Annotated in this window: 12 protein-coding genes; all 12 read left to right on the plus strand. The window is 66.3% G+C overall.

Features of this window, described 5'->3' with window-relative positions:
* Positions 1 to 65: 65 nt before the first annotated feature.
* The 12 genes from VF522_RS03885 (at position 66) to VF522_RS03940 (ending at position 16,348) form a co-directional block, all read left to right on the plus strand.
* Positions 66 to 2,807 carry a serine/threonine-protein kinase gene (locus VF522_RS03885; protein ID WP_330906910.1) on the plus strand — a complete coding sequence of 914 codons (2,742 nt, stop codon included), beginning with the start codon at positions 66 to 68 and terminating at the stop codon, positions 2,805 to 2,807.
* A complete protein-coding gene (locus VF522_RS03890; protein WP_330906911.1) occupies positions 2,804 to 3,589 on the plus strand; it encodes a Stp1/IreP family PP2C-type Ser/Thr phosphatase in 786 nt (261 codons plus the stop codon). Before VF522_RS03885 ends, VF522_RS03890 begins: the two co-directional genes overlap by 4 nt.
* Positions 3,590 to 3,634: 45 nt before the next feature.
* Complete coding sequence (locus tag VF522_RS03895) at positions 3,635 to 4,360, plus strand: FHA domain-containing protein (protein WP_330906912.1); 726 nt, start codon at positions 3,635 to 3,637, stop codon at positions 4,358 to 4,360.
* Positions 4,361 to 4,376: 16 nt separating this feature from the next.
* Positions 4,377 to 6,629, plus strand: a complete 2,253-nt coding sequence (locus tag VF522_RS03900; RefSeq protein WP_330906947.1) for an adenylate/guanylate cyclase domain-containing protein — start codon at positions 4,377 to 4,379, stop codon at positions 6,627 to 6,629.
* A 17-nt stretch (positions 6,630 to 6,646) separates the two neighbouring features.
* Positions 6,647 to 7,438 (plus strand): 3',5'-cyclic-nucleotide phosphodiesterase, encoded by a 792-nt coding sequence (locus VF522_RS03905; protein ID WP_330906913.1) that lies wholly within the window; start codon positions 6,647 to 6,649, stop codon positions 7,436 to 7,438.
* Entirely contained in the window at positions 7,435 to 9,840 is a 2,406-nt protein-coding gene (locus tag VF522_RS03910; RefSeq protein WP_330906914.1) for a GspE/PulE family protein, read from the plus strand. The genes VF522_RS03905 and VF522_RS03910 overlap by 4 nt, the downstream gene beginning before the upstream one ends.
* Before the next feature lie 143 nt (positions 9,841 to 9,983).
* Positions 9,984 to 10,433: a pilin gene (locus VF522_RS03915; protein WP_330906915.1), complete on the plus strand. Its 450-nt coding sequence runs from the start codon at positions 9,984 to 9,986 to the stop codon at positions 10,431 to 10,433.
* 59 nt (positions 10,434 to 10,492) lie between these two features.
* A complete protein-coding gene (locus VF522_RS03920) occupies positions 10,493 to 12,409 on the plus strand; it encodes a hypothetical protein (protein WP_330906916.1) in 1,917 nt (638 codons plus the stop codon).
* A 32-nt stretch (positions 12,410 to 12,441) separates the two neighbouring features.
* Complete coding sequence (locus VF522_RS03925; protein WP_330906948.1) at positions 12,442 to 13,326, plus strand: glycosyltransferase family 2 protein; 885 nt, start codon at positions 12,442 to 12,444, stop codon at positions 13,324 to 13,326.
* 36 nt (positions 13,327 to 13,362) lie between these two features.
* A complete protein-coding gene (locus VF522_RS03930; RefSeq protein WP_330906917.1) occupies positions 13,363 to 14,472 on the plus strand; it encodes a glycosyltransferase family 4 protein in 1,110 nt (369 codons plus the stop codon).
* Positions 14,469 to 15,329: an NAD-dependent epimerase/dehydratase family protein gene (locus VF522_RS03935; RefSeq protein ID WP_330906918.1), complete on the plus strand. Its 861-nt coding sequence runs from the start codon at positions 14,469 to 14,471 to the stop codon at positions 15,327 to 15,329. The genes VF522_RS03930 and VF522_RS03935 overlap by 4 nt, the downstream gene beginning before the upstream one ends.
* Positions 15,311 to 16,348, plus strand: coding sequence for a glycosyltransferase family 2 protein (locus tag VF522_RS03940; RefSeq protein WP_330906919.1), 1,038 nt, complete (start codon positions 15,311 to 15,313; stop codon positions 16,346 to 16,348). The genes VF522_RS03935 and VF522_RS03940 overlap by 19 nt, the downstream gene beginning before the upstream one ends.
* Positions 16,349 to 16,356: the final 8 nt, after the last annotated feature.

Below are 16,356 nucleotides of genomic sequence, written 5' to 3' on the forward strand. Positions count from 1 at the left end.
GGGAAGGCATGGGCTGTGGTTTTCCACAGCGAACGGGCCGGCATGCGCCGGGCAAGGGGCTGGCAGTGAGCACATCGGCGTCCGCGCGGCGCGGGCAGTTCTGGCGCACCGACTGGTTCGTCGGCGTGCTGGTGGTCGTGGCGGTCTTCGCCTTCCACCAGGCCGCCGACTTCATCGGCACCCTGGAGCGGCGCTACTACGACTTCGCCAGCACCGCCAGCGCGCGCCAGCCCTCCGACCGCATCGCGATCATCGCGATCGACGACCAGAGCATCGCCAACATCGGCCGGTGGCCCTGGCCGCGTGACGTCCACGCCGACCTGATCGACAAGCTGGCGGCGGCCAAGGCCAGGACCATCGTGCACACGGTGGTGTTCTCCGAGCCGCAGACCGACCGCGGCCTGGCGTACATCCGCAAGATCAGGGACGCCCTCGACCACGCCGGCGGCCCCGGCGCGGCGGCGCCCCTCATCGCCGAGGCCGAACAGGCGCTCGACACCGACGCCAAGCTCGCCGCCAGCATGGCCCGGGCCGGCAACGTGCTGGTGCCCTCCTTCTTCACGCTCGGCGAGCCGCAGGGCAAGGCGGACCGCCCGCTGCCGGCGGCGGTGCTGCGCAGCGCGATCGACGAGAACCAGGCGTTCTCGGTGCCCAGCATCGGCACGCAGCCGCCGATCGAGGCGATCGGCAATGCGGCCGCGGGCGTGGGCCACCTGAACCTCACCAACGACGTCGACGGCTCCGTGCGCTGGAATCCGCTGCTGGTGAACTACTACGGCAAGGCGGTGCCTTCGATGGCGCTGCTGGCGGCGGCCAAGAGCCTCAACCTCGGACCGGCCGACATCAAGCTGCATGCCGGCGAATCGGTGCAGGTCGGCAAGCTGCGGGTGCGCACCGACGCCTCGGCGCACCTGCTGCCGCAGTTCTACAAGGGCCGCGACGGCAAGCCGCCCTTCGCGATCGATTCCTTCTACGACGTGCTCTCCGGCAAGATCCCGCCGTCCAAGTACGCCGGCAAGATCGTGCTGATCGGCGCCACCGCCACAGGCGTGGGCGTGCAGTCGCCGGCGCCCGGCTATGCCGCGGTGACGCCGGTGGAGATGATGGCCCACGTCACGTCCAGCATCCTCGGCGAGCATTTCATCGTGCAGCCCGCGTGGGGCGTGCTCGCGGCCCTGGGCGCGTTCCTGCTGGTCGCCGCCTACCTGGTCGCGCTGCTGCCCCGGCTTTCCGCGGGCGTGGCCGGCACGCTCACCGCCGTCCTGTTCCTCGGGCTGCTCGGGGCGGAGTTCGGGCTGCTGGCCGGCGCCTCGACGTGGGTGCAGCTGGTGTTCCCGGCCACGCTGCTGCTGGTGGGCCACGTCGCGCTCACCACCAAGCGCTTCCTGGTCACCGAGGCCGGCAAGGCGAAGGCCGACGAGGAGTCGGCCGAGACCAACCGCATGATGGGCCTGGCGCTGCAGGGGCAGGGCCAGCTGGACATGGCCTTCGACCGCTTCCGCCGCGTGCCGCTGGGCGACGAAGTGATGGCCAACCTGTACAACCTGGCGCTGGACTTCGAGCGCAAGCGCCAGTTCAACAAGGCGCAGGCCGTGTACGAGCACATGGCCTCGCACAACCCGAAGTACAAGGATCTCGAATCCAAGCTGAATCGGGCGAAGAACCTGTCCGAGACCGTGATCCTCGGCGGCGGCGGCACGCATCCCGGCGGCACCCTGCTGCTCGATGGCGGCGCGGTGGAAAAGCCGATGCTCGGTCGCTACCAGGTGGAAAAGGAACTGGGCAAGGGCGCGATGGGCGTGGTCTACCAGGGCCGCGACCCGAAGATCGGCCGCGTGGTGGCGATCAAGACGATGGCCCTGTCGCAGGAATTCGAGGGCGAGGAACTGGAGGACGCGCGCCAGCGCTTCTTCCGCGAGGCCGAGACGGCCGGCCGCCTGCAGCACCAGAACATCGTGACCATCTTCGATGCCGGCGAGGAGCACGACCTCGCCTACATCGCGATGGAATTCCTCAGGGGCCGCGACCTCACCGGGCACTGCAAGGACGGCAGCCTGCTGCCGGCGCCGCAGGTGCTCGCCATCGTCGCGCGCGTCGCCGAGGCGCTCGCCTATGCGCACCGGCAGAACGTGGTGCACCGCGACATCAAGCCGGCCAACATCATGTACGAGGCGGCGTCGGACACGGTGAAGGTCACCGACTTCGGCATCGCCCGCATCACCGATTCCAGCAAGACCAGGACCGGCCTGGTGCTGGGCACGCCCAGCTTCATGTCGCCGGAGCAGCTCGCCGGCAAGAAGGTCGACGGCCGCTCCGACCTCTATTCGCTGGGCGTCATGCTGTACCAGCTGCTGACCGGCACGTTGCCGTTCCGCGGCGACTCGATGGCGGAGCTGATGTACAAGATCGCCAACGAGGACGCGCCGGATCCGCGCACCGTCCGCCAGGACCTGCCGGAACGCCTGGCGCAGGTGGTGGCCCGGGCGCTGCACAAGAAGCCGGACCTGCGTTACCAGGACGGCGAGGAGTTCGCCCGCGAGCTGCGCGGCGTCCTGGCGCAGGCCGCGGAGGCCGCCCCGGCCGTGCGGCCCGTCGTGACCACCGCTCCGTCCGCCCCGGCCGACGACCAGCGAACCGTGGCCTTCCGCCACGGCCGGCCGGCCGATCCGGACGGTCCGCCGGTGATGGGCGCCCACAACGCTTTCGTACGCGGAACCCAATCGGCCGGGCAGCCCGGCTATGATGCGGCCCAAAGAGACGACGGGCTGCCCGGGCAGGCCGGCCAGGAGCCACCCCGCGAACTATGAACTATGAGTTTTGCTTCCGCACCGACCCCGGTCTGGCGCGGGAAAACAACGAGGATTCGGTGACGGTCGACGAGCCGACCCGCCTCGGCATCCTGGCGGATGGAATGGGCGGCTACAACGCCGGCGAAGTGGCCAGCGGCATGGCCACGACCTTCATCAAGTCGGAGCTGGGGCGCTGGCTGGCGCAGGCCGGCCGGCACGCCAACGCGCGCGAGGTGCGCCGGGCGATGGAGATCTGCGTCGACAACGCCAACCGCTCCATCTTCAACGCCGCCAATTCCAACCCGCAGTACAGCGGCATGGGCACCACGCTGGTCGTCGGCGTGTTCCAGGACGGCCGGCTGATGCTGGGGCACATCGGCGATTCGCGCTGCTACCGGCTGCGCGCGGGCCACTTCGACCAGATCACCAAGGACCACTCCCTGCTGCAGGAGCAGATGGACGCCGGCCTGATCACGCCGGAGCAGGCCGCGACGTCCACCAACAAGAACCTCGTCACCCGCGCCCTGGGCGTGGAAGACGCCGTGCTGCTGGAAGTCAACGAGCACAGGGTGGATCCCGGCGATCTGTATTTGATGTGTTCCGACGGCCTGTCCGATATGCTGGACGACGCCGCGATCGCGCACATCCTTTCGTCGGAGGGTTCGCTCGAACAGAAGTCGGTCCAATTGATCGACGCGGCGAACGCCAATGGCGGGCGCGACAACATTTCGGTGCTGCTGGCCCAGGCCAACAGCGGCTCCAGGAGGAGGGGCCTGATCTCGCGATGGCTGGGACAGTGACCTCGGGGAAGAGTAACGGGCTAGGATGAAATACAGGAGTCGGCCATGCCGAAGATGATCGTTTCGATCGACGGTGTCGTCATCAAGGAAGTGCAGTTGACGAAGGACCGGACGACGCTGGGCCGGCGTCCGTACAACGACATCGTGATCGACAACCTGGCGGTGTCCGGCGAGCACGCCGTGCTGCAGCTGACCGGCAACGAGGTCTACCTGGAGGACCTCAATTCCACCAACGGCACCTACGTGAACGGGAAGGCCGTGAAGAAGCAGTTGTTGCAGAACAACGACACGGTGGAGATCGGCAAGTACAAGATCAAGTTCATCAACGAGGCGCCGGGTGCGACCTTCGAGAAGACCATGATCATCAAGCCGGGGATGGTGCCGCCGCTGCCCAAGCCCGGCGCCCCCGCGGGCGCCGCGCCGGCCGCGGCCGTTGGTGCCGGTGCTGCCGTGGCGGCCAAGCCCGCCGGGGCCCCGGCCGCCGCTGCCGAAGGCGCTCCCGCCAGCGGCACCGCCAGCATCAAGGTGCTGTCCGGCGCCGCCGCCGGCCGCGAGGTGCCGCTGGTGAAGGTGGTCACCACGATCGGCAAGCCCGGCGTGGCGGTGGCTGCCATCACCAAGCGGTCGCACGGCTTCGTCGTGGCCCATGTCGAAGGTTCCAGCAAGCCCACGCTCAACGGCGCCGCGATCGGCGCCGAGCCGGTGGCGCTGAAGAACGGCGACATGCTGGAACTCGCCGGCACCCAGATGCAGTTCCTCCAGGCGGGCTGAGCTCGCCTTGCGGCCGATGGTGGAGCAGCTGCGGCGGCACGGGTCCCGCATCGCGGTCACGCTCGTCCCGCTGCTGTTCGCGCTCGCGCACGCGATCGGCCTGCTGCCGGTGCACGTGGTGCAGCGCCTCGACGACATCGTCTACGACGCCCGGCTGCGCGCCACCATGCCGCGCACGCTGGACGAGCGCATCGTCATCGTCGACATCGACGAGAAGAGCCTGGCGGAAGTCGGGCGCTGGCCCTGGGGCCGCAACAAGCTCGCCGGCCTGGTCGATGAACTGTTCGACCGGCAGAAGGTCGCCCTCCTCGGCTTCGACGTGCTGTTCGCGGAGGCCGACGAGAGCTCCGGCCTCGCGCGCCTGAAGCAGCTGGCGCAGGCGGAACTGAAGGACCAGCCGGCCTTCGCCGAACGCCTGTCGGCGCTGCAGCCGGCCCTCGACTACGACGCGGTGTTCGCCAAGGCGCTGAAGGACCGCCCCATCGTGCTGGGCTACTACTTCACCGCCGACCGCCAGGGCCGCACCAGCGGCGTGCTGCCGCAGCCGGTGATGACGCGCGAGGCGCTGCGCGGGCGGCCGATCCGGTTCACCAGCTGGGACGGCTACGGCTCCAACATCGACGCGATCGCCAGGGCGGCGCCGGTGGCCGGCTTCTTCAACTCGCTGCCCGATCCCGACGGCGTGGTGCGCTCGGTGCCGCTGGTGGCGGAGCACAGGGGCCAGTACTACGAATCGCTGGCGCTGGCGATGTTCCGCATGCTGATGGGCGGGCCCAGCGTGGAGCCCGGCTTCCCGCCGGAGCAGTTCCTGCCCCGCGGCTACCAGGGCCTGGACCACGTCGACCTGCGCCTGGGCAGCCGCAGCCGCGCCATCCCGGTGGCCGAAGGCGTGCTCACGCTGGTGCCCTTCCGCGGCGAAGGCGGGCCCGAAGGCGGCTCCTACCAGTACGTCTCCGCCTCCGACGTGCTCGCCAGGCGGCTGCCGGCCGAATCGCTGCGCGGCAAGATCGTCCTGTTCGGCACCACCGCGCCGGGCCTGCTGGACCTGCGCGTCACGCCGGTGGGCGAGGCCTATGCGGGCGTGGAGACCCACGCCAACCTGCTCTCGGGCCTGCTGGACGACCGCGTGCCGGTGAAGCCCGACTGGGCGCTCGGCTACGACGTCCTGATCCTGCTGGTGTCCGGCCTCGTGCTGGCCTTCGCGCTGCCGCTGATGTCGGCGCCGCGCGCGGTGATCCTGTCGGTGGCGGCCGCCGCCGCCATCGTCGCGCTCAACTTCTGGCTGTACCACGCGCACATGCTGGCGCTGCCGCTGGCGGCGGCGCTCACCATGGTCGGCACCGCGTTCGCCCTGAACATGAGCTACGGCTACTTCGTCGAAAGCCGCAGCAAGCGCGAACTCGCCAACCTGTTCGGCACCTACGTGCCGCCGGAGCTGGTCGACGAGATGGTGAAGGATCCCGACAGCTACAGCATGAAGGCCGCCAGCAAGGAGCTGACCGTCATGTTCTGCGACATGCGGGGCTTCACCAAGATGTCGGAGAAGATGGAGCCGACGCAGCTGCAGGAGCTGCTGAACGTGGTCTTCAGCCGGCTGACGGACATCATCCGCGCGCAGCGCGGCACCATCGACAAGTACATGGGAGACTGCGTGATGGCCTTCTGGGGCGCGCCGGTCGACACGCCCAACCACGCCGCGCTGGCGGTGCAGACCGCGATCGGCATGTCGCAGGCCGTGCTCCGCATCAACGAGGAGCATCGCGCCAAGGGCATCCCGGAGATCGGAGTTGGCATCGGCATCAACACCGGCACCATGTGCGTGGGCGACATGGGCTCGGACGTGCGGCGCAGCTACACCGTGATCGGCGACTCCGTGAACCTCGGCTCCCGCCTGGAAGGCCTGTCCAAGGTCTACGGCGTCGACATCGTGGTGAGCGAGAGTGCGCGCAAGCAGGCGCCCGACTTCGCCTGGCAGGAACTGGACCGGGTGCGCGTCAAGGGCAAGGAGCAGGCCGTGGCCATCTACTACCCCGTCGCTCCCGCGGGCGCGCTGGGCAAGGAGGGGGCCGACGAACTGCGCACCTGGGGTGCCTTCCTCAAGGCCTACCGCGCCCAGGACTGGGACCAGTGCGACCTGCAACTGCTGAACCTGCAGCGATTGGGCGCCAAAAAATACCTTTACGAGCTGTACGCCGAACGTGTAGCCTCGATGAGGTTGCCGCCATTCGACCCGGCGTGGGACGGCGCGACCACGTTCGAGACGAAATAGTAGAGGGGCGCTGATTCATGAGGGTGCGCGTGCTGGGCTGCTCCGGCGCGATCGCGAAGGACTGCCGGACCACGTCCTTCCTGATCGACTCCGATGTGCTGGTCGACGCCGGCACGGGCGTCGGCGACCTGTCCCTGCAGGAGATGCTGGGCATCCGGGACGTCCTGCTCACGCACTCCCACCTCGATCACGTGGCGGCGCTGCCACTGATGATCGATTCGGTCGCCTCGCAGCTCGATGGCCCGATCCACGTGCATGCGCTGCCCGGCACGATCGCGGCGCTCAAGGCGCACGTCTTCAACAACGTGATCTGGCCGGACTTCAGCCGCATCCCGTCGCCGCAGGAGCCCTTCGTCGCCTTCCACGAGGTCCAGGTGGGCCAGGTGCTGGAGATCCGCGGCAAGCGCGTCGAGGTGATGCCCGCGGTGCACACCGTGCCGGCCTGCGGCTATGCGGTCAGCGGCGGCCAGGGCTGCTGGGTGTTCACCGGCGACACCGAGCGCAATCCGGCGTTCTGGCGCCGCATCAACCAGATGGACGTGGCGGCGCTCGTGATCGAGACGGCTTTCAGCAACCGCGAGCAGGACCTCGCCAGGCGCAGCCTGCACCTGTCGCCGCAGGCGCTCGCCGACGAACTCGATTGCATCGACAAGGGCCGGCGCTTCCCCATCTTCATCACCCACACCAAGCCGGCGGAGACCGAGCTGATCATGGCGGAGATCCAGCGCTTCGACCAGACGCAGCCCTTCGGGCCCGACGTCGCGCATGACATCCGCTGGCTGCGCGCCGGCCAGGAGTTCGAACTGTGAGTGCAGTGTTGAAAAACACCGAGCAGGAGTTCCTCAGCTCGCAGCAGCTGCCGCCCGACAAGCGCGGGGTCAGCTTCGAGGCGCTGTTCTTCCGCCAGCTGCAGGCCGTGACCACGCGGATCCACGCGACGGAGAACGTCGACGAGATCATGCTGGACGCCAGCGCCGAGATCTGCAAGCTGTTCAACGCCGACCGGCTCACGCTGTACGCGGTGAGCGAGGACCGCACGTCGATCGTTTCGAAGGTCAAGACCGGCCTGAACACCAGCCGCGACCTGAAGCTGCCGATCAGCACGCAGAGCATTGCCGGCTACGTGGCGCATGCCAAGGAGCTGGTGAACATCGCCGACGTCTACGACGACGAGGCCCTCAAGCGCATCCATCCCGGCCTGCACTTCCTGAAGGAAGTCGACAAGCGCTCCGGCTACCGCACCAGGCAGATGCTGGTGCTGCCGATCCTCGACGGAACGGTGCTGCACGGCGTGCTGCAGGTGATCAACAACAAGAGCGACCAGCCTTTCGGCGAGCTGGAGGTCGAGGGCGCGACGCAGCTTTGCAAGACGCTCGCCACCGCCATCCACCAGCGCGTGCAGCGCGCCGCCGAAGCGACGCGGCGCAAGGCCACCAAGTACGACGGCCTCGTGGCCGACGGCGTGGTGACCCACGAGGAACTCCAGCAGGCCGTGCAGAAGGCGCGCGAGGAAGCGATCACGGTCGAACAGGTGCTGACGGAGGACTTCTCGATCCGGCCGGCGCAGATCGGCCCCTCGCTCACGAAGTTCTTCGGCGTGCCCTACGAGCCGTCCAATCCCGGCCGCATCCGCGTGGAGACGCTGCAGGGATCGCTCAAGCCCGAGTTCGTGATGGAACAGGGCTGGATCCCGCTGGAGGAAGGGCCCGAGGGCCTGGTCGTGATGTGCCTGGACCCGGAGCAGGTGCGCAACTCGCGCATCGTGCCGCAGGTGTTCCCGCGCGTGGGCAAGTTCGCCTGGCGCGTGACGACGCAGACCGACTTCAACCAGACGCTCAACCAGCTGTGGGGTTCGCAGGACTCCGGCCAGTCGGTCGAGGAACTGCTGGCCGACCTCAACGCGCCGCTGGACGACGAGTCCGGGCCCGAGGAGGGCTCGCTCGAATCGGCCGCGGCCGACAACGAGCTCGTCAAGTTCGTCAACAAGATCATCATCGACGCCTACCACCAGCGCGCCTCGGACATCCACATCGAGCCGCTGCCGGGCAAGGCCAAGACCGGGATCCGCTTCCGCATCGACGGCTCGCTCACGCCCTACGTGGAAGTCCCCGCGCACTTTCGCCAGGCGATGGTGACGCGCCTGAAGATCATGTGCGACCTCGACATCTCCGAGAAGCGCAAGCCGCAGGACGGCAAGATCAAGTTCAAGAAGTTCGGCCCGCTGGACATCGAGCTGCGCGTGGCGACCATCCCGTCGGCGGGCGGCGTCGAAGACATCGTGATGCGTATCCTTGCCGCCGGCGAGCCGATCCCGCTGGAGAAGCTGGGGCTCACGACGCACAACCGCGAGGCGCTGGAGGCGACGGTCAGCAAGCCCTACGGCCTGTTCTACGTCTGCGGCCCCACCGGTTCCGGCAAGACGACCACGCTGCACTCGGTGCTGAAATTCCTCAACACGCCGGAAACCAAGATCTGGACGGCGGAGGATCCGGTCGAAATCACGCAGAAGGGCCTGCGCCAGGTGCAGGTGAACAAGAAGGCGGGCATCGACTTCGCCATGGTGATGCGCGCCTTCCTGCGCGCCGACCCGGACATCATCATGGTGGGCGAGTCGCGCGACAAGGAAACGGTGGCGATGGGCGTCGAGGCCTCGCTCACCGGCCACCTGGTGTTCTCCACGCTGCACACCAACTCCGCGCCGGAGTCCATCACGCGACTGCTGGACATGGGCATGGACCCGTTCAACTTCGCGGACGCGCTGCTCGGCATCCTGGCGCAGCGCCTGGCCAAGCGCCTGTGCGACTGCAAGGAAGCCTATGCGCCTTCGCACGAGGAACTGCGCGGATTCATCAGCGAGTACGCGCTGGACCTGAAGCAGACCGAAGCCTGGAAGGAAGACCCGGGCGGCGAGGCGCAGAAGCTGTACGAGGACTGGGTCGAGACCTACGGCCACGACGGCTCCGTCAGGCTCTATCGCGCCGTCGGCTGCGACAAGTGCAACAAGACCGGCTACAAGGGCCGCGTCGGCCTGCACGAACTGCTGGTGGCGAACGACGAAGTCAAGCGCCTGATCCAGGAACGTGCCCGCGTGGCGGACATCTTCGTCGCCGCGGTGGCCACCGGTATGCGCACGCTGAAGATGGACGGCATGGAGAAGATCCTGATGGGGCTGACGGACCTGAAGCAGGTTCGGTCGGTTTGTATCCGGTAGCGACAAGATTTGTCAGCGTGTTCCGACGTTCTTCGTCGCAGCTTCGCCGCTCATCCCCCAAAACCGACCGAATAGTTCGCGAACCGGCTTGGCACACCGCTTGCACTACCTCCTCGCTTCTTTCAACAAACCTGGAGGTATCTATGAAGCGTTCTATCCAGAAGGGTTTCACCCTGATCGAACTGATGATCGTTGTCGCGATCATCGGTATCCTGGCCGCCGTGGCCCTGCCGGCGTACCAGGACTACACGATCCGCGCCAAGCTGTCCGAAGTGCTGCTGGCTGGCTCGGCCGGCAAGGTGCCGGTGGCGGAGTTCTACCAGAACCGCGGCGTGATGCCTGCCAACGGTGCCTCGGCCGGCGTGCAGAACAACGCCACCAACAAGGTCGCCAGCGTGATCTATAGCAAGACGTCTGACACCGTCGGTGTGATCACCGTCACCGTGGCCAACGGCGTCCACACCGACGTGGATGGCAAGACCGTCGCGTACACGGGCACGGGCACCCCGACCACCGGTATCATCAACTGGGTTTGCGCCGGTGGCACGGGTACCCCCGTTCCGCCCAAGTACCTGCCGTCTTCGTGCAAGTAATCGCAAGCTGACTGTTGTTTTCAAGGCCCCACTTCGGTGGGGTCTTTTGCTTGGGTCGCATGGAAGCCCTCATCCCGAAAAAGCCGACGTTGTCGCAGCGCGGCGCAACGCCGGCGCTGCTAGTTTTGCTGCTTGTCGCGGCTGCCGTCTACTGGCCCGGTCTGGCCGGCGGGTTCGTCTTCGACGACTACGCCAGCATCGTGAACAACGCTTCCCTGCGCTTGTTCGATGGCTCCCTGGCGAGCCTGGCGGATGCGACTGCGGGCGGGCTGGCCAGTCCGTGGGGTCGGCCTCTCAGCCTGGCCAGCTTCGCGTTCAACTCTTACCTGACGCCGGGTGACCCGTACTACTTCAAGCTGACCAACCTGTTCATCCACCTGGCCAACGGCCTTCTGGTGTATGCGCTCGTCAAGCAGGTCTGGCCGCATCTGATCGCCGGCGCAAGCAATGCCCGGTGGGCCGCACTGTGGGTTGCGGCTGCCTGGCTGCTGCATCCCATCAACCTGACGCCTGTACTCTTCGTGGTGCAGCGCATGACGAGCCTGGCCAGCTTCTTTACCCTGGCCGCGATCTGCCTGTACCTGTTCGGACGACAGCACTTCGGCTGGAAACGCTGGAGCGCCATCGGTGCCAGCCTGCTGCTCCTCTGGCCGGCTGGCGTGCTGTCGAAGGAAACGGCGCTGGTCCTGCCCCTATTCCTCCTGCTGTGCGAGTGGCAGGTGTTCAGAAGTTTCGACGGCATCCCGCAAAAGCACCGCTGGCTTGTGCTGGGCGGGTGCATTCTGCTCGCCGCCGGTGTGCTGGCCGCGAGCTGGCCGCTGATCGGCCGCACCTATCTGCTTCGGGATTTCACGCTGGTCGAGCGTCTGATGACCGAGGCGCGCGTGCTCTGGCTTTACGTGGCACAGATCGCTTTTCCGCAACCGGATCTCTATGCGCTGCATCACGATGATGTCGTGATCTCCAAGGGCCTGCTGGCGCCCGCGGACACGATTCTTGCCATCCTGGGCTGTCTCTTGCTCGGCGCGATCGCCATCATGCAAAGGACGGCCAGGCCTTGGCTGACTTTCGCCATCCTCTGGTTCCTGATCGGGCATGTGCTGGAATCGAGCTTCCTGGGCCTCGAGATTGCCTATGAACATCGGAACTACATTCCATCGATCGGCTTGATCTTCGGTATCGCGGCCTTGTTCTTTTCCTCCAGTGCGAAGAAGACGCAAGTGCCGCGAATGGCACTGGCCGCATGTTTTTTGGTCCTGTGCGGAGTCATCACCGGCGTGCGTGCCATGCAGTGGGGCGATGAGTACATACGCACCCAGATCGAATCGAACACGCACCCCAATTCAGCGAGAACGCATTCCGAAGCGGCTCGCGCGATCCTGGACAGGACCTTGCCTACAGGCTTCATGAGCGTGCCTGCCTACAACATGGCGCGCATTCACTACCAGCGCGCGGCAAAGTTCGATCCGCACAGCAAGGCGGCGCTGGTAGGCGTTCTCTTCGTCGATTGCGCCGTTGGCGCGAAAAAAGATGCAGAGGTATTGCAGACTTTGCTCGATCGTCTTGCAACAGCGCGCATGACCTGGGCTGACCAAGTATTCATCCAAAGCCTCTCGGACATCCTGGCAAACAACATGCTGTGTTTGAGCGATCAGGAGGTCGAGGCACTGTTCACGGCTGCACTCTCGAATCCGATGGCATCAGGAAAGATCCGTGGCATGCTGCATGCACTCGCGATGGATTACGCAGCCGCGAAGCTGGGTTCCTTGCCGCGTGCGCGCATTCATGCCCTTGCAGCGGTGAAAAGCGATCCGGGGAGCGTGCCGCTCCGGATCAACCTCATTCGTGTGCTTGTCAGGCTGAACGACATCGAAGCGGCCAAGCGGCAGTACGCGGAGTTGAGCAGGCTCCCGATCCCCGCTATCAACAGAAGCGAAGTGGAAAACATGGGTCTCGGCCTGGGGGATCCCAAATGAGCGGGTCGACATCGATGGAAAATCCCTTGAAAGTGGATAAACCACGCATTTCCATCGTCATCCCGGCGAAGAACGAGGCGGCGAGCTTGCGCGAGTTGCTGCCTCGCATCGAGGCCCTGATGGGCGATGCCGAGATCCTGGTGGTCGACGATGGCTCTAGCGACGATACGCCCGCCGTCTGCGCTGCAGCCAAGGTCAAGCACTTGCGCCATCCTTATTCGATGGGCAATGGCGCGGCCATCAAGACCGGTGCTCGCGCGGCACGCGGTGAAGTGATCGTCTTCATGGACGCCGACGGCCAGCACAGACCTGAAGACATTCCCGGCCTGCTCGAGCGGTTCGACGAAGGCTTCGACATGGTGGTGGGCGCGCGCCAGTCGGGTTCACAAGCCGGGTTTCATCGCGCCGCCGCCAACGACATCTTCAGCCGCTTCGCCAGCTGGATGGTCCTGCAGCCGATCGCCGATCTCACCTCGGGATTCAGGGTCGTGCGGGCGTCGAAGTTTCGTCAGTTCCTGTACCTGCTGCCGAACCGGTTTTCGTATCCGACGACGATCACCATGAGCTTCTTTCGCGCGGGCTACAGCGTGGCTTACGTCCCGATCCACTCGCCGCGCCGGAGCGCGGGCGCCAGCCATATCCATCCCTTGCGGGATGGCCTGCGGTTCCTGCTGATCATCATCAAGATCGGCACCCTCTTCTCGCCACAAAGGCTGTTTCTCCCGATCAGTGCGGGCTTCGCCCTTACGGGGGTGGCCTACTATCTGTACACGTACACGACGGCTGGCCGCTTCACCAACATGAGCGCCCTGCTGTTCATCTCCGCCATCTTCACCTTCCTGATCGGCATCGTGTCCGAGCAGATATCGGCGCTTCACTACAAGAACATCGATACGAGCGACCGCGACGGCCGCTAGAGATTCGACGCCCATCGACTTCCGCAGGTAGAACGCTTGAACATCCTGATGAGCAGTACCTCGTATCCTGAGGATCTTCAGGATTGGCGTGGGCGCTTCATCGCCAACCTGGCGGCCGGCCTGGCGCGGCGTGAGGACACGGAGCTCTCGCTGTGGGCGCCGCCGGGTGAACTGCCTGCCGGGGTGGCGCCCGCCTCGACACCGTCCGATGCACGCTGGCTGGGTCGCCTGTCGCAGCAGGGCGGCATCGCGCACCTGATGCGAACCCGGAAGGTGTTTGCCCTGGGGACGATCCTGGCGTTGATCGGGCGGCTCGGTTCGGTTTACCGCAGGCACCCGGCCGACGTCGCCCATGTCAACTGGCTGCAGAACGCGCTGCCGCTCTGGGGCAGCAAGACCCCCGCGTTGATCACCGTCCTGGGAACGGACTTCGGCTTGCTGCGTCTCCCTGGCATGAAGATGCTCCTGCGCTCCGTCCTGAAACAACGCACCGCCATCCTGGCGCCCAACGCGGAATGGATGCGGCCTGCCCTGGAGAAGGCTTTCGGCGACGTCGCCGAAATCCGTCCGATTCCCTTCGGAGTGGACGACCCGTGGTTCGCCGTCGCGCGTCGGCCGACCGAAGAGCCGCTGCGCCACTGGCTGGCCGTCACCCGCCTGACCCGGAACAAGATCGGAGACCTGTTCGACTGGGGCGATGGATTGTTCGGGGAGGAGCGGCAGCTGCACCTGTTCGGCCCGATGCAGGAGGAGCTCGAACTTCCGCGCTGGGTGAAGTACCACGGCGCGACGCACCCGCGTGACCTGCTGGAGCGATGGTTTCCCACGGCCTGCGGCCTGATCACGCTGAGCCGCCACGACGAAGGTCGCCCCCAAGTGATGCTGGAAGCGATGGCCGCGGGACTGCCGGTGCTGGCATCCGACCTGCCGGCGCATCGCGATCTCCTGCAGCATCGGCACACCGGCTGGCTCGCGGCCAGCCGAGACGCGCTCTGCGAGGGGCTGGGCTGGCTGGAGGACCCGGCGCACAACCAGCACACGGGGCAGGCTGCCCGCAAGTGGATCAAGGACTCGGTGGGGACGTGGGACGACTGCGCCGGCCGCTATGCCGCCGCGTACCGAAGCCTGCTGGAGCGTCGAGCGTGAGCCGTGATGGCGTGTTGCTGCTGGGTGGCGCGGGCTTCATCGGCAACGCCCTGGCCAGGCGATTGGCGCGAGACGGCGTTCCCGTGCACGTCATTGGCCGCGACCAGTCCGACCGGGTGGAGTCGGTGCTGCCTCTTTGCAGTACGGTGATCCACCTGGCATCGGCCACCACGCCGGGATCGTCCGCCACCCAGCCGGACCTCGAACTGGACAACCTCGCGTTGACCTTGCGCCTGCTGGAGTTGCTGAAACGACAGCCGCAAACCCACCTGGTCTTCTTTTCCTCCGGCGGCACGGTGTACGGCAATCCGCATCGCTTGCCCGTGACGGAAGACAGCCCGATCGCGCCGCTTTCCAACCACGGTGCAGGCAAGGCGTCTTCGGAGGTCTTCTGCCAGGCCTTTCGCGCCCGAGGTCACGCCGTGACCATCCTTCGCCCGTCGAATGCCTATGGGCCGGGGCAAGGACTGAAAAGCGGTTTCGGGCTGGTCCGCACCATGCTCGAACACGCTCGCGCCGGCACCCTGCTCGAGATCTGGGGAGACGGCGAGAACGTGCGGGACTTCATCCACATCGACGACGTCGTCGAGGCCACCACCCGCCTGGTCAGGCTGCCCCAGGACTCGGGAACCTACAACCTCGGGAGCGGCATCGGCTTCAGCATCAACCAGGTCAGGCGCATCGTCGAAGCGGCGATCGGCGCGGAACTGCCGGCGCTCCATCGGCCGGCAAGAGGGATCGATGTCCGCAGCCTGGTACTGGATACGTCGCGTCTCCAGGCGCGTCTGGATTGGCGGCCCGGCATCGGGCTGGCGGAAGGCGTCAAGGGAACCTGGGAATGGCTGCGTCTGACGTGACCGGAAGCACGCCGCTCGTTTCCGTATGCATTGCCAATTACAACGGCATGCAGGTCATCGACGACTGCGTTCGGTCCATCCTCGAGCAGGAGGGCGGCATCGACGTGGAAATCCTGGTCCATGACGATGCCTCCAGCGACGACTCGGCGGCCCATATCCGCGCCTGCTATCCGGATGCGAGGCTCATCGAAAGCAGCAGCAACGTCGGTTTCTGCGTAGCCAACAACCGCATGGTGGCCCAGGCCAGGGGAAAGTACATCCTGCTGCTCAATAACGATGCCGCCCTTTACCCGGATGCGTTGGCAAGCCTGCTCGCGGAAGCCGATCGCCTGGGCCGGCCCGCGATCCTGGGACTTCCTCAATACGATGCCGCCAGCGGCGAACTGATCGATATCGGCAGCCGGTTCGATCCCTTTCTCAATCCGGTTCCCAACCTCGATGCGGAACTCAAGGATGTGGGCATGATCATCGGCGCCTGCCTGTGGCTGCCCAGGACCCTGTGGGCCGAACTGGGCGGCTTTCCCGAATGGTTCCACACCCTGGCCGAGGACATGTGGCTTTGCGCCCGGGCCCGCCTCGCGGGCCACCCGGTGCGTGCGATCGCGCGGTCCGGGTTTCGCCATCGGGTGGGCCACAGCCTCGGCGGTGGCAAGGTCACGGCCGACAGGCGCCTCGTCACGTCGAGGCGCAGACGCGCCCTGTCCGAACGCAACAAGAGCTTCGTCATGGCGGTGACTTATCCGAGCCCCCTGTTCCAGGTGCTTTTTCCCTTGCATCTCGTCCTGCTGTTGCTGGAAGGCGCGGTCCTGGCGCTGGCCAAGCGGGATCTGAAACTACTCCGCGATATCTACTTCGCGTGCCTGCGCTCGCTCTGGCAAGAACGGAAAAGGCTCATTCGCTTGAGACAGGAAATCCAAGCCGAAAGAGTCGTCGGCCTGCGGAGCTTCTGGTCCGCGTTCCAGGCGGCGCCCTACAAGCTCCAGATGCTCCTTCGACATGGATTTCCGCACTTGAAATGATGGCCCCG

Origin of the sequence: Ramlibacter sp. (assembly GCF_036383835.1) — a bacterium.
In the GTDB taxonomy this organism is placed as follows: Bacteria; Pseudomonadota; Gammaproteobacteria; order Burkholderiales; family Burkholderiaceae_C; genus Ramlibacter.

Coding starts and splice junctions, on each gene's coding strand:
- VF522_RS03890 (WP_330906911.1), top strand. CDS start 2,804: ATGAACTATGAGTTTTGCTTCCGCACCGACCCCGGTCTGGCGCGGGAA.
- VF522_RS03915 (WP_330906915.1), top strand. CDS start 9,984: ATGAAGCGTTCTATCCAGAAGGGTTTCACCCTGATCGAACTGATGATC.
- VF522_RS03940 (WP_330906919.1), top strand. CDS start 15,311: ATGGCTGCGTCTGACGTGACCGGAAGCACGCCGCTCGTTTCCGTATGC.
- VF522_RS03900 (WP_330906947.1), top strand. CDS start 4,377: ATGGTGGAGCAGCTGCGGCGGCACGGGTCCCGCATCGCGGTCACGCTC.
- VF522_RS03895 (WP_330906912.1), top strand. CDS start 3,635: ATGCCGAAGATGATCGTTTCGATCGACGGTGTCGTCATCAAGGAAGTG.
- VF522_RS03905 (WP_330906913.1), top strand. CDS start 6,647: ATGAGGGTGCGCGTGCTGGGCTGCTCCGGCGCGATCGCGAAGGACTGC.
- VF522_RS03920 (WP_330906916.1), top strand. CDS start 10,493: ATGGAAGCCCTCATCCCGAAAAAGCCGACGTTGTCGCAGCGCGGCGCA.